10 protein-coding genes are annotated in these 13,447 nt (G+C 59.2%); all 10 read left to right on the plus strand.

Translation table 11 applies throughout. From position 1 onward, the window contains the following. Positions 1-25: 25 nt before the first annotated feature. The 10 genes from bamA (at position 26) to tilS (ending at position 13,286) form a co-directional block, all read left to right on the plus strand. Positions 26-2,413: an outer membrane protein assembly factor BamA gene (gene bamA / locus BT199_RS08665; RefSeq protein WP_014717234.1), complete on the plus strand. Its 2,388-nt coding sequence runs from the start codon at positions 26-28 to the stop codon at positions 2,411-2,413. 45 nt (positions 2,414-2,458) lie between these two features. After that, a complete protein-coding gene (locus BT199_RS08670; RefSeq protein WP_003189173.1) occupies positions 2,459-2,962 on the plus strand; it encodes an OmpH/Skp family outer membrane protein in 504 nt (167 codons plus the stop codon). A 3-nt stretch (positions 2,963-2,965) separates the two neighbouring features. After that, positions 2,966-4,021: a UDP-3-O-(3-hydroxymyristoyl)glucosamine N-acyltransferase gene (lpxD, locus tag BT199_RS08675; RefSeq protein ID WP_072434305.1), complete on the plus strand. Its 1,056-nt coding sequence runs from the start codon at positions 2,966-2,968 to the stop codon at positions 4,019-4,021. Positions 4,022-4,132: 111 nt separating this feature from the next. Next, on the plus strand, positions 4,133-4,573 hold the full coding sequence (gene fabZ / locus BT199_RS08680) for a 3-hydroxyacyl-ACP dehydratase FabZ (RefSeq protein ID WP_003172281.1): 441 nt from the start codon (positions 4,133-4,135) through the stop codon (positions 4,571-4,573). Continuing rightward, positions 4,570-5,346 (plus strand): acyl-ACP--UDP-N-acetylglucosamine O-acyltransferase, encoded by a 777-nt coding sequence (gene lpxA / locus BT199_RS08685; protein ID WP_014717236.1) that lies wholly within the window; start codon positions 4,570-4,572, stop codon positions 5,344-5,346. The genes fabZ and lpxA overlap by 4 nt, the downstream gene beginning before the upstream one ends. A gap of 2 nt (positions 5,347-5,348) precedes the next feature. After that, complete coding sequence (lpxB, locus tag BT199_RS08690) at positions 5,349-6,488, plus strand: lipid-A-disaccharide synthase (protein ID WP_019817858.1); 1,140 nt, start codon at positions 5,349-5,351, stop codon at positions 6,486-6,488. 2 nt (positions 6,489-6,490) lie between these two features. Then, a complete protein-coding gene (gene rnhB, locus BT199_RS08695; RefSeq protein ID WP_175556202.1) occupies positions 6,491-7,117 on the plus strand; it encodes a ribonuclease HII in 627 nt (208 codons plus the stop codon). 76 nt (positions 7,118-7,193) lie between these two features. Continuing rightward, entirely contained in the window at positions 7,194-10,715 is a 3,522-nt protein-coding gene (gene dnaE, locus BT199_RS08700) for a DNA polymerase III subunit alpha (RefSeq protein ID WP_003189180.1), read from the plus strand. A gap of 129 nt (positions 10,716-10,844) precedes the next feature. After that, positions 10,845-11,792 (plus strand): acetyl-CoA carboxylase carboxyltransferase subunit alpha, encoded by a 948-nt coding sequence (locus BT199_RS08705; RefSeq protein ID WP_003189182.1) that lies wholly within the window; start codon positions 10,845-10,847, stop codon positions 11,790-11,792. 174 nt (positions 11,793-11,966) lie between these two features. Beyond that, positions 11,967-13,286, plus strand: coding sequence for a tRNA lysidine(34) synthetase TilS (gene tilS, locus BT199_RS08710; protein ID WP_072434307.1), 1,320 nt, complete (start codon positions 11,967-11,969; stop codon positions 13,284-13,286). The last annotated feature ends 161 nt before the right edge of the window (positions 13,287-13,447 follow it).

Consider the following 13,447-nt stretch of genomic DNA (forward strand, 5'->3'; position numbering starts at 1 on the left):
GCCAGTTGGAATAAGAAAGGACTTCATGAAACGTCTGCTGCTAACTGCGGTTCTCACCGTATTGATGATCGCCGAAGTTCACGCCGAGTCCTTCACCATCTCCGATATTCGCGTCAACGGCCTCCAGCGGGTTTCCGCGGGTAGCGTCTTTGGTGCCTTGCCGTTGAACGTCGGGGAACAGGCGGATGATCGTCGCCTGGTGGAATCCACTCGTGCGCTGTTCAAAACCGGGTTCTTTCAAGATATCCAACTGGGTCGCGAAGGTAACGTCCTAGTCATCACGGTCGTCGAGCGACCTTCCGTCGCGAGTATCGCGATCGAAGGTAACAAGGCCATCTCCACTGAAGACCTGATGAAGGGCCTGAAGCAATCGGGCCTGGCCGAGGGCGAGATCTTCCAGCGCGCAACCCTTGAGGGTGTGCGTAACGAGTTGCAACGCCAGTACGTCGCCCAGGGCCGCTACTCCGCGACCGTGGAAACCGAAGTGATCCCCCAGCCTCGTAACCGTGTGGGCCTGAAGGTCAACATCAACGAAGGCACCGTGGCCGCCATCCAGCACATCAACGTCGTGGGCAACACCAAGTTCCCTGATGAAGACCTGGTCGACCTGTTCGAACTCAAGACCACCAACTGGTTGTCGTTCTTCAAGAACGATGACAAGTACGCCCGTGAAAAACTCTCCGGTGACCTGGAGCGCCTGCGCTCTTACTACCTGGACCGTGGCTACATCAACATGGACATCGCTTCGACCCAGGTGTCCATCACCCCGGACAAGAAGCATGTCTACATTACCGTCAACGTCAACGAAGGTGAGAAGTACAAGGTTCGTGACGTCAAGCTCAGCGGTGACCTGAAAGTGCCTGAAGACCAGGTCAAGTCCCTGTTGCTGGTGCAGAAGGACCAGGTGTTCTCGCGCAAGCTGATGACCACTACCTCTGAGCTGATCACCCGCCGCCTGGGTAACGAAGGCTATACCTTCGCCAACGTCAACGGCGTGCCGACCCCGAATGATGAAGACCACACCGTGGACATCACCTTCGTCGTCGATCCGGGCAAGCGTGCCTACGTCAACCGCATCAACTTCCGAGGCAACACCAAGTCTGCGGACGAAGTGCTGCGTCGTGAAATGCGTCAGATGGAAGGTGGCTGGGCTTCGACCTACCTGATCGACCAATCCAAGACCCGTCTTGAGCGCCTGGGCTTCTTCAAGGAAGTCAACGTCGAAACCCCGGCCGTACCGGGTGTGGATGACCAGGTTGACGTGAACTACGCCGTTGAAGAACAAGCCTCGGGTTCGATCACTGCCAGTGTCGGTTTCGCCCAGAGCGCCGGTTTGATCCTGGGTGGTTCCATCACGCAGAACAACTTCCTGGGTACCGGTAACCGTGTGTCCATCGGCCTGACCCGCAGCGAATACCAGAGCCGATACAACTTCGGCTACACCGACCCCTACTGGACTGCAGACGGTGTGAGCCTGGGCTACAACGCCTTCTACCGCACCACCGACTACAAAGACCTCGATGTTGACGTTGCAAGCTATGCGATCGACAGCCTGGGTGCTGGTGTCAACGTGGGTTACCCGATCAGCGAAACCTCGCGCCTGACCTTTGGCCTTACCGCCCAGCAGGATGAGATCAAGACCGGTGTGTACACCGTGGACGAAATCTTCGATTTCACCCGTCGTGAAGGCGACAAGTTCCTGAACTTCAAGGCGTCTGCCGGTTGGTCCGAGTCGACCCTGAACAAAGGCGTACTGGCAACCCGCGGCCACTCCCAGAGCCTGACTGCGGAAGTCACCACGCCGGGCAGCGACCTGTCGTTCTTCAAGCTCGACTACCGCGGCCAGTTGTTCCAGCCGTTGAGCGATAACTACACCATGCGCCTGCACACAGAGCTGGGCTATGGTGACGGCTATGGTTCGACCGATGGCTTGCCGTTCTATGAAAACTACTATGCAGGTGGTTTCAATTCGGTACGTGGTTTCAAGGACAGCACCTTGGGTCCGCGTGGTACGCCAAGCCGCGGTGTTGACCGGACTGGTAACCAGGGCACTGTCGCTGACTCGGACAACGACCCGCTGCCATTCGGTGGTAACGTGTTGATCCAGGGTGGTGCGGAGATTCTGTTCCCGCTGCCGTTCGTCAAGGACCAGCGTTCCCTGCGTACTTCGGTCTTCTGGGACGTGGGTAACGTGTTCGACTCCAAGTGCGAACAGATCAAGAACCCAAGTGGCTTGAAGTCCAACACTCAGTGCAACGACGTAAGCCTCAGCAACCTGGCGAGCTCCGTGGGCGTGGGTGTGACCTGGGTGACTGCGCTGGGCCCGTTGAGCTTTGCTCTGGCCATGCCGATCAAGAAACCGGATAACGCTGAAACCCAGATTTTCCAATTCTCCCTCGGCCAGACGTTCTAAGCGTCTGACCTAAGATAACGACAACGGATTCTGTAGGAGTACATCGTGCGTAAGTTGACTCAATTGGTCTTGCTGGCCACTGTGCTGGTCACCACCCCGGCCTTCGCCGAAATGAAAATCGCGGTCCTGAACTATCAGATGGCCCTGCTGGAATCCGATGCGGCCAAGCGATATGCCGTGGATGCCGAGAAGAAATTCGGTCCGCAACTGACCAAACTCAAGACGCTGGAAAGCAGCGCCAAGGGTATCCAGGACCGCCTGGTAGCCGGTGGCGACAAAATGCAGCAAGGCGAGCGCGAGCGTCTGGAGCTTGAATTCAAGCAAAAGGCCCGTGACTATCAGTTCCAATCCAAGGAGCTGAACGAAGCCAAGGCTGTGGCCGACCGCGAAATGCTCAAGCAGCTCAAGCCTAAATTGGACAGCGCTGTGGAAGAAGTCATCAAGAAGGGTGCCTTTGACCTGGTGTTCGAGCGTGGCGCCGTGATCGACGTCAAGCCTCAATACGACATCACCCGCCAGGTGATCGAGCGCATGAACCAGCTGAAGTAAACCATGACAGCGACTATCAAACTCGGCGAGTTGGCCGAGTTCCTGGGGGCCACCTTACGTGGCTCCAAGGAGAAAGAAATCACTGGGCTAGCCACCTTGCAGGAGGCTGGCCCAGCTCAGTTGAGCTTCCTCGCAAATCCCCAATACCGTAAATACCTGGTCGACTGCCAGGCCGCAGCCGTGTTGCTGAAGGCCCCTGACGCCGAAGGGTTTACCGGGGATGCGCTGGTGGTGGCCGACCCGTACCTGTCGTACGCCAAGGCGTCGCACCTGTTCGATCCCAAGCCGAAGGCGGCTGGCGGTATTCACCCGTCTGCCGTGATCGCCGAGGATGCCCAGGTTGACCCTGCCGCCAGCATCGGTGCGTTTGCCGTGATCGAGAGCGGGGCGCGTATTGGTGCTGGTGTCACCGTGGGTGCCCACTGCTTTATCGGTGCACGCTGTGAAATTGGTGCCGATGGTTGGCTAGCCCCCCGCGTGACGCTCTACCACGATGTGCGTATTGGTCAACGTGTGGTCATACAGTCCGGTGCTGTTATCGGCGGCGAAGGCTTTGGCTTTGCCAACTCCAAAGGTGTCTGGCACAAGATTGCCCAGGTCGGTGGCGTACTGATCGGCGACGATGTGGAGATCGGTGTGAACACTGCTGTGGATCGCGGGGCCTTGGCCGATACCGTGATCGGTAACGGTGTGAAGCTCGACAACCAGATCCAGATCGCTCACAACGTACAGATTGGCGATCACACCGCCATGGCCGCCTGCGTGGGTATTTCCGGCAGCACCAAGATCGGCAAGCATTGCATGCTCGCCGGTGGCGTAGGGCTGGTGGGGCATATCGACATTTGCGACAACGTCTTCATCACCGGCATGACCATGGTGACCCACTCGATCACAGAGCCAGGGGCCTATTCATCCGGTACCGCGATGCAACCTGCGGCCGAATGGCGCAAGAGTGCCGCGCGTTTGAGGAAGATCGACGACATGGCACGACGTATCAAACAGCTTGAAAAGCGTGTCGGGGACGTGACCCCTGGCGGTAATGCTTCATCAGAAGGCTGATACCATTTCCATATCAAGTGTGCGCGGCCGCTAGACGGCCTCCTTGATTTGCTAGCGGGGCGTGCGCCTGGTGCGCCCGCCCCCAATCTTTATTACAGGCTTCCCCCCGAAATGATGGACATCAACGAGATTCGCGAATACCTGCCTCACCGTTACCCGTTCCTGCTGGTGGACCGCGTAGTGGACCTCAACGTCGAGGAAAAGCGCATTCGTGCCTACAAGAATGTCAGCATCAACGAACCATTCTTCAATGGTCACTTTCCTGCGCATCCAATCATGCCAGGTGTGTTGATCATCGAAGCCATGGCCCAGGCTGCCGGTATCCTTGGTTTCAAAATGCTCGACCTCAAGCCTGCCGACGGCACGCTTTACTATTTCGTGGGTTCCGACAAACTGCGTTTTCGCAACCCGGTCACCCCGGGTGACCAGTTGATCCTGGAAGCCAAGTTCATCAGTTGCAAACGCCAGATCTGGAAGTTTGAATGCCAGGCCTCGGTAGATGGCAAGCCGGTGTGCTCTGCCGAGATCATCTGTGCGGAACGCAAACTATGAGTTTGATTGACCCTCGCGCAATCATCGATCCGTCGGCCGTACTGGCCGCCGACGTTGAGGTCGGCCCTTGGTCGATCGTCGGCGCAGGTGTGGAAATCGGCGAGGGGACTGTCATCGGGCCGCACGTGATCCTCAAGGGTCCCACCCGAATTGGCAAACACAATCGTATCTACCAGTTTTCCTCGGTAGGCGAAGACACCCCGGACATGAAGTACAAGGGTGAAGAAACACGCCTGGTCATCGGTGACCACAACATCATTCGTGAAGGCGTCACCATTCACCGCGGCACCGTGCAGGATCGCGCCGAAACCACCTTGGGTGATCACAACCTGGTCATGGCCTATGCGCACATCGGCCATGACAGCGTGATCGGCAACCATTGTATTCTGGTCAACAACACTGCGTTGGCAGGCCATGTGCACGTTGATGACTGGGCGATCCTCTCCGGTTTTACCCTGGTGCATCAATACTGCCACATCGGCGCCCACAGCTTTTCCGGCATGGGCACCGCCATCGGCAAGGATGTCCCGGCGTTCGTGACGGTGTTCGGCAACCCTGCCGAAGCCCGTAGCATGAACTTCGAGGGCATGCGTCGTCGCGGTTTCAGCGAAGACGCCATCCACGCCCTGCGCCGTGCCTACAAGACGGTTTACCGCCAAGGGTTGACCGTGGAACAGGCCTTGGCCGAGTTGGCCGAGCCTGCCACGCAGTTCTCGGAAGTCGCGGTGTTCCGTGACTCCATCCAGACCTCGACTCGCGGCATCACTCGCTGATCATGGCCACTCTGCGTATTGCGCTCGTGGCCGGTGAAGCTTCCGGCGATATCCTGGGTGCCGGCTTGATGCGGGCGCTCAAGGCCCAGCATCCGGCGGTGGAATTTATCGGGGTCGGTGGCCCGTTGATGCAGGCCGAAGGCCTGACCTCCTACTTCCCCATGGAGCGCCTGTCGGTCATGGGGCTGGTGGAAGTCTTGGGGCGCCTGCGTGAGCTGCTGGCTCGCCGCAAGCTGTTGATCAAGACACTGATCGAAGAAAAGCCTGACGTCTTTATCGGCATCGATGCGCCGGATTTCACGCTCAATATCGAACTCAAGTTGCGCCAGGCCGGGATCAAGACCGTGCACTACGTCAGCCCATCCGTGTGGGCGTGGCGCCAGAAGCGTGTGTTGAAAATCCGCGAAGGTTGCGACCTGATGCTGACCTTGCTGCCATTCGAAGCCCGGTTCTACGAAGAGAAGGGCGTGCCGGTGCGGTTTGTCGGCCACACCCTGGCTGACGCCATTCCCTTGCAAGCTGATCGTGCGGCTGCGCGTGCCGAGCTGGGCTTGCGCGATGGCCCCTTGGTTGCGTTGATGCCAGGGAGCCGTGGCGGCGAGGTAGGACGTTTGGGAGCGCTGTTTTTTGATGCCGCCGAACGTCTCCAGGCGCAAAAGCCGGGGATCCGCTTTGTACTGCCCTGTGCCAGCCCACAACGCCGTGCCCAGATCGAAACCCTGCTGGAAGGTCGCAGCCTGCCGTTGACGCTGCTCGATGGCCAGTCCCACCTGGCCCTGGCAGCCTGCGATGCGGTGTTGATCGCCTCGGGCACCGCCACGCTTGAGGCCTTGCTGTACAAGCGGCCGATGGTCGTGGCCTATCGCCTGGCGCCACTGACCTTCTGGATTCTCAAGCGCATGGTCAAGAGCCCTTACATTTCCTTGCCCAACCTGTTGGCCCAGCGCCTGCTGGTGCCGGAGTTGTTGCAGGACGATGCAACGCCCGACGCGCTTGCGCAAACCCTACTACCCTTGATCGACGGCGGCGAAGAGCAGACCCGTGGTTTCGACGATATTCACCGCACGTTACGCCGTGATGCCTCGAACCAGGCGGCCGACGCCGTGTTGACCTTGATCGGCCATAAACAGGAAGCCTTATGACCATGCAAATGGGCCTGGATTTCAGCCTCGTTGCCCAGGCCCACGAACTGGTGGCGGGTGTTGACGAAGTCGGGCGCGGTCCGCTCTGTGGCGCAGTGGTTACGGCGGCGGTGATCCTTGATCCGAACCGCCCGATCCTGGGGCTCAACGATTCGAAGAAGCTCACCGAAGCCCGTCGCGAAAAACTCTATGACGAAATCTGTGAAAAAGCCCTGAGCTGGCATATCGCCCGGGCTGAAGTCGAAGAAATCGACGAGCTGAATATCCTGCACGCCACCATGCTGGCGATGCAGCGTGCTGTGGAAGGGCTGCACATCACCCCGAAAATGGCGATGATCGACGGTAACCGCTGCCCTAAACTGACAATGCCGTCCGAATCGGTGGTCAAGGGCGATAGCAAGGTTCCGGCCATTGCGGCTGCCTCGATCCTGGCCAAGGTCAGCCGCGACCGTGAAATGGCCGCGTTCGAATTGATCTATCCCGGCTACGGCATTGGAGGCCATAAAGGCTACCCGACCCCCGTTCATCTGGAAGCTCTGGCTCGGCTCGGCCCCACCCCGATCCATCGCCGCTCGTTTGCCCCGGTGCGCCAGGCTTATGAGGCCCGTGAAAGCCTGATCGAGGTTTAGCAGCAAGGCTGATGTTTTTACCCAGGCCCGGTACAATCCGGGCCTTGTTGTTTTCATGTATCAAGACAGGATCACTATGCCGGCTTCATTCGTTCATCTACGCCTGCACACTGAGTACTCCCTGGTCGACGGCCTGGTACGGATCAAACCGCTGGTCAAAACCCTGGTGGGCATGAACATGCCTGCGGTTGCGGTTACCGACCAGAACAACATGTGTTCCCTGGTCAAGTTCTACAAGAACGCCATGGGCGCCGGCATCAAGCCGATCTGCGGCGCCGATCTGTGGCTGTCCAACAAAGACCCGGATAACCCCCTGAGCCGCATCAGCCTGCTGGCGATGAACGGCGTGGGTTATCGCAACCTCACCGAACTGATCTCCCGTGGCTTTATCGATGGTCAGCGCAACGGCTCGATCATCATCGAGCGCGAGTGGGTGGCCGAAGCCAGCGAAGGCCTGATCATGCTCTCGGCCGCCAAAGAGGGCGAAATCGGTATCGCGCTGCTGGGCGGCAACCCTCAGGAAGCCGAAGTGCTGGCGCGTGAGTGGATGCAGGTGTTCCCAGGCCGGTTCTACCTGGAAGTCCAGCGCACCAACCGCCCCAACGATGAAGAGCATCTGCACGCTGCCGTAGCCCTGGCCGATAAGCTGGGTGCGCCGCTGGTGGCGACCAATGATGTGCGCTTTATCAAGAAAGAAGATTTCGAAGCCCACGAAACCCGCGTGTGCATCGGCGAAGGCCGGGCCCTGGACGACCCGCGCCGCTCGAAGAACTACAGCGAAGAGCAGTACCTCAAAAGCGCCGAGGAAATGGCGGAGCTGTTCAGCGACTTGCCCGAGGCCCTGGAAAACTCCGTCGAGATCGCCAAGCGCTGCAATATTGAAGTGAAGCTGGGCAAGCACTTTTTGCCCAACTTCCCGATACCCGATGGCATGACCATCGATGAGTATTTCCGCAAAGTGTCGTTCGATGGTCTGGAAGAACGCCTTAGTGTTCTGCTGCCCAAGGACACCACCGAGGACTACGAAGCCAAGCGCCAGGTGTATGTCGATCGGTTGAATTTCGAGCTGGATATCATTATCCAGATGGGATTCCCCGGTTACTTCCTGATCGTAATGGATTTTATCCAGTGGGCGAAAAACAACGGCGTGCCGGTAGGTCCGGGCCGGGGGTCAGGTGCTGGCTCGCTGGTGGCCTACGTACAGAAGATCACCGACCTTGACCCGCTTGAATATGACCTGCTGTTCGAACGGTTCCTGAACCCGGAACGGGTATCCATGCCCGACTTCGACGTCGACTTCTGCATGGATGGTCGTGACCGCGTCATTGAATACGTGGCCGAGAAATACGGCCGCAACGCAGTAAGTCAGATCATCACCTTCGGTTCCATGGCCGCCAAAGCGGTAATTCGCGACGTGGCGCGGGTGCAGGGCAAGTCCTACGGTTTGGCGGACCGCCTGTCGAAGATGATCCCGTTCGAAGTCGGCATGACCCTGGAAAAAGCCTACGAGCAGGAAGAAATCCTGCGCGACTTCATCAAGGTCGATGAAGAAGCCGCCGAAATCTGGGACATGGCGCGCAAGCTCGAAGGCGTGGTGCGTAACGTCGGTAAACACGCTGGTGGCGTGGTTATTGCGCCGACCAAGCTCACCGACTTTTCGCCGATCTATTGCGATGAAGAAGGCGACGGCCTGGTCACCCAGTTCGACAAGGACGACGTGGAGGCCGCCGGCCTGGTGAAGTTCGACTTCCTCGGCCTGCGGACCCTGACGATCATCGACTGGGCACTCAAGACCATCAACCGCGACCGTGCCAAGGTCGGCGAAGAACCGCTGGATATCGCGTTTATCCCGCTGGACGACAAACCGACCTATAGCCTGCTGCAAAAAGCCGAAACCACGGCGGTGTTCCAGCTTGAATCCCGGGGCATGAAGGAGCTGATCAAAAAGCTCAAGCCCGACTGCCTGGAAGACTTGATCGCACTGGTGGCCCTGTTCCGTCCGGGCCCGCTGCAATCGGGCATGGTGGATGACTTCATCAACCGTAAACACGGCCGCGCCGAGCTGGCTTACCCGCACTCCGACTACCAGTACGAGGGCCTCAAGCCCGTACTGGCGCCGACCTACGGCATCATCCTGTACCAGGAACAGGTGATGCAGATCGCCCAGGTGATGGCCGGCTACACCCTCGGCGGTGCGGACATGCTGCGTCGCGCCATGGGTAAGAAAAAGCCCGAGGAAATGGCCAAGCAGCGCGGCGGTTTCATTGAAGGTTGCGCCACCAACAACATCGATGCCGACCTGGCCGGTAACATCTTCGACCTGGTAGAAAAATTCGCCGGTTATGGCTTCAACAAATCCCACTCCGCCGCCTATGGCCTGGTGTCGTACCAGACCGCCTGGTTGAAAGCCCACTACCCGGCACCGTTCATGGCGGCGGTACTCTCGGCGGATATGCACAACACCGACAAGGTCGTGACCTTGATCGAGGAAGTGCGCACCATGAAGCTGCGCCTCGACGCGCCGGACGTGAACGCTTCGGAGTTCAAGTTCACGGTGAACGACGAAGGCCGCATCATCTATGGCCTCGGCGCGATCAAAGGCGTGGGCGAAGGTCCGGTGGAGGCCATCACCGAAGCGCGTCAGGACGGGCCGTTCAAGGACCTGTTCGATTTCTGCGCGCGGGTGGATCTCAAGCGCATCAACAAACGTACCCTCGATGGCCTGATCCGCAGCGGCGCACTCGACCGTCTTGGCCCGTATTTTCATGATGAGCCCAAGGCTTACCAGGCCAATATCGATCGTAACCGGGCGGTGCTGCTGACCGCCATGGAAGAGGCGATCAAGGCCGCCGAGCAGACCGCTCGTACCCATGACAGCGGCCACGCCGACCTGTTTGGCGGGCTGTTCGTCGAAGAGGATGCGGATGTCTACGCGAATCACCGCAAGGCCAAGGAGCTGACTCTGAAGGAACGCCTCAAGGGTGAAAAAGACACCTTGGGCCTGTACCTCACCGGTCACCCGATTGACGAGTACGAAGGCGAAATCCGCCGTTTTGCCCGTCAGCGCATCATCGACCTCAAACCGGCGCGGGATACCCAGACCGTCGCCGGTATGATCATCGCCCTGCGGGTGATGAAAAATAAGAAGGGCGACAAGATGGGCTTCATCACCCTCGATGACCGCTCGGGCCGCATCGAAGCGTCATTGTTTGCCGACGCGTTTCACTCCGCCCAATCGCTGTTGCAGACCGACGCCATGGTGGTGGTGGAAGGGGAGGTCAGCAATGATGACTTCTCCGGTGGCCTGCGCCTGCGCATCAAGCGCGTGATGAGCATGGAAGACGCCCGCACCAACCTGGCCGAAAGCCTGCGCCTGAAGGTCAAAACCGAAGCGCTTAAAGGCGATCAGCTACGCTGGTTGGGTGACCTGCTAAAACGCCATCGTGGCGCATGCCCGGTGACCATGGAGTACACCGGCAGCGATGCCAAGGCCATGTTGCAGTTTGGTGAGACGTGGCGAATTGATCCCGCTGATGGCTTGATTCAAGCTTTGCGTGACCAGTTCGGGCGAGACAACGTCTTCCTCCAATACCGTTGACGGTCAGATAGATCTGATCTCGACTAAACATTTAATCTCGACCTAAACGCGCCTCTCCCTTAAGGTAGGGCGCGAATAGACAACCGGCTGGCCAGGCACTCCCTGGCCGTCGACCCAAGACGGACGCTTATGAACCCGAATTTTCTTGATTTCGAACAGCCGATCGCTGACCTGCAAGCCAAGATCGAAGAGCTGCGCCTGGTCGGCAATGACAATTCGCTGAACATCGGTGATGAAATCGCTCGCCTGCAAGACAAGAGCAGCACGCTCACCGAAGACATCTTCGGCAAGCTGACCAGCTGGCAGATCGCGCGCCTGGCTCGCCACCCGCGCCGTCCCTACACCCTGGACTACATCGAACACATCTTCACCGAGTTCGACGAGTTGCACGGCGACCGTCACTTCTCCGACGACGCGGCCATTGTGGGCGGTATCGCTCGCCTGGACGACCAGCCGGTGATGGTGATCGGTCATCAGAAAGGCCGTGAAGTGCGCGAGAAAGTACGCCGCAACTTCGGCATGCCGCGCCCGGAAGGCTATCGCAAGGCGTGCCGCCTGATGGAAATGGCCGAGCGCTTCAAGATGCCTATCCTGACCTTCATCGACACGCCGGGTGCCTACCCGGGTATCGACGCCGAAGAGCGCAACCAGAGCGAAGCGATTGCCTGGAACCTGCGCGTCATGGCGCGCCTGAAAACCCCGATCATCGCCACTGTGATTGGTGAAGGTGGTTCCGGCGGTGCCCTGGCCATTGGTGTCTGCGACCAACTGAACATGTTGCAGTACTCGACCTACGCGGTGATCTCGCCGGAAGGTTGTGCCTCGATCCTGTGGAAAACCGCCGAAAAGGCGCCGGACGCTGCCGAAGCCATGGGCATCACCGCCGATCGCCTCAAAGGCCTGGGTATCGTCGACAAGGTTATCGCCGAGCCACTGGGCGGCGCTCACCGTGATCCGGCTGCCGCTGCTGCGACCATCCGTGCCGAGTTGGGGTCGCAACTGGCGATGCTCAAGAAGCTGGATAACGAAGCGCTGCTGGCTCGTCGTTATGAGCGCCTGATGAGCTACGGCCTTTAAGCCGACGCTGTACTCAATGTGGTAGCCGGCTTGTGTGGGAGCTGGCTTGCCTGCGATAGCATCACCTTGGTATCACTGATACACCGAGGTGCCTGCATCGCGGGCAAGCCCGGCTCCCACATTTGCTTTGTGTATGCTGACGAACGTATTCAAGCTTTGCGGCGGTGACGTGTGATGAAACCAACCCTGCCGGCCACACTCCTGCACACCCTGGCCCCCTGGCGCAACGCCCCGGCCTGGCATATCGCGTTCTCCGGCGGTCTCGACTCCACCGTCCTGCTGCACCTCCTGGCCTCATTGACCAAAATTGAAAATCTGCCTCCTGTCAGCGCCGTCCATGTCCACCATGGCCTGCAAGCTGCTGCCGATGCTTGGCCCTCTCATTGCCAATCAGTCTGCGACAGCCTGGGCGTACCTTTGTGCGTCATGCGCGTGCAGGTCAGTCAGGGTGCGAGCCTTGAACGCGCGGCCCGCGAGGCGCGCTACCAAGCGTTCATGCAAGTCATGGAGGCAGGGGAGGTGCTTTTCACTGGCCAGCATCGCGACGATCAAGCCGAAACCCTGCTGTTTCGCCTGCTGCGTGGCGCCGGTGTGCGAGGGTTGGCGGCTATGCCTGAGCATCGCCCGTTGGCCCAAGGCCGCTTGGTGCGGCCGTTGCTGGCGTGCACCCGTAGCGAGCTGGAAGCCTACGCCCATCAGCATCAGTTGCAGTGGATCGAAGACCCCTCCAACGTTGATTCCCGGTTTTCCCGCAATTACTTGCGTCACCGTGTACTCCCTGCCGTGACGGAGCGCTGGCCCCAGGCGATCACCCACCTGGCTCGCACGGCTGAACACATGGCTGAGGCTCAGGGGCTGCTCGACGAATTGGCGCTGATGGACCTGCAGCGCGCCGATCAGCCTTCTGCGTTTCCCTGGTTGCCTCTGCAGTCCCTGGCGCTTGAACCATTGCGTGAATTGTCCGATGCCCGCCAGCGTAACGCCCTGCGGCATTGGCTCATGCCACTGACCCGTTTACCCGACAGCGATCACTGGGCCGGTTGGCATGCCCTGCGCGATGCCAAGCGTGACGCACAGCCTCTGTGGCGCCTGGCCGACGGCCAAATGCAGCGTAGCGGTGAACGCATCTGGTGGTTGCCCACAACATGGTCGGAGTTTTCCGACGCATCGGTGAGCTGGCCCGATCCGCAAAATCCACTAGAGTTATCGGGTAATGGCCAACTGAGATTTATCGGCAAGGCTCCCGAAGGCCCGCTGCAGGTGAGTTATCGCCAGGGTGGCGAAATCATCGACGTACCGGGCCGAGGCCGGCGCGATCTCAAGCGTCTGCTGAATGAAAGCGGCATGCCGGGCTTCGTCCGTGGCAGATTGCCGCTGGTCTATCGGGGCGAGCAATTGCTGGCTGTGCCAAGCGTTGCGGGGGCATGGGCCCGGTCGATGGGTGAGGTGCAATTGGATTGGTTGCCACAGACCTGCGATCAAGGTTTGAGCTGATAGCGCCTTTCCGGTAGACTACGCTCCCTTCTTGATACAACTTCTGTGGATTCGCCTGAATCGCAGTCGTTGCCGATTACCAAGCAGTCTTTGCTGGGCGATTCCAAAAAATGTGTAGCGATCAACGTACCGGTGTTTCATTGCTGGTCTGTCACAACGCG

Source organism: Pseudomonas sp. NFR02, from assembly GCF_900119375.1.
Taxonomy (GTDB): Bacteria; Pseudomonadota; Gammaproteobacteria; order Pseudomonadales; family Pseudomonadaceae; genus Aquipseudomonas; species Aquipseudomonas paracarnis.

What these genes read in the sequence shown, in the direction of transcription:
- tilS (WP_072434307.1), top strand. Translation starts at nt 11,967, where the DNA reads ATGAAACCAACCCTGCCGGCCACACTCCTGCACACCCTGGCCCCCTGG.
- lpxA (WP_014717236.1), top strand. Translation starts at nt 4,570, where the DNA reads ATGAGTTTGATTGACCCTCGCGCAATCATCGATCCGTCGGCCGTACTG.
- BT199_RS08705 (WP_003189182.1), top strand. Translation starts at nt 10,845, where the DNA reads ATGAACCCGAATTTTCTTGATTTCGAACAGCCGATCGCTGACCTGCAA.
- rnhB (WP_175556202.1), top strand. Translation starts at nt 6,491, where the DNA reads ATGCAAATGGGCCTGGATTTCAGCCTCGTTGCCCAGGCCCACGAACTG.
- lpxD (WP_072434305.1), top strand. Translation starts at nt 2,966, where the DNA reads ATGACAGCGACTATCAAACTCGGCGAGTTGGCCGAGTTCCTGGGGGCC.
- dnaE (WP_003189180.1), top strand. Translation starts at nt 7,194, where the DNA reads ATGCCGGCTTCATTCGTTCATCTACGCCTGCACACTGAGTACTCCCTG.
- lpxB (WP_019817858.1), top strand. Translation starts at nt 5,349, where the DNA reads ATGGCCACTCTGCGTATTGCGCTCGTGGCCGGTGAAGCTTCCGGCGAT.
- fabZ (WP_003172281.1), top strand. Translation starts at nt 4,133, where the DNA reads ATGATGGACATCAACGAGATTCGCGAATACCTGCCTCACCGTTACCCG.
- bamA (WP_014717234.1), top strand. Translation starts at nt 26, where the DNA reads ATGAAACGTCTGCTGCTAACTGCGGTTCTCACCGTATTGATGATCGCC.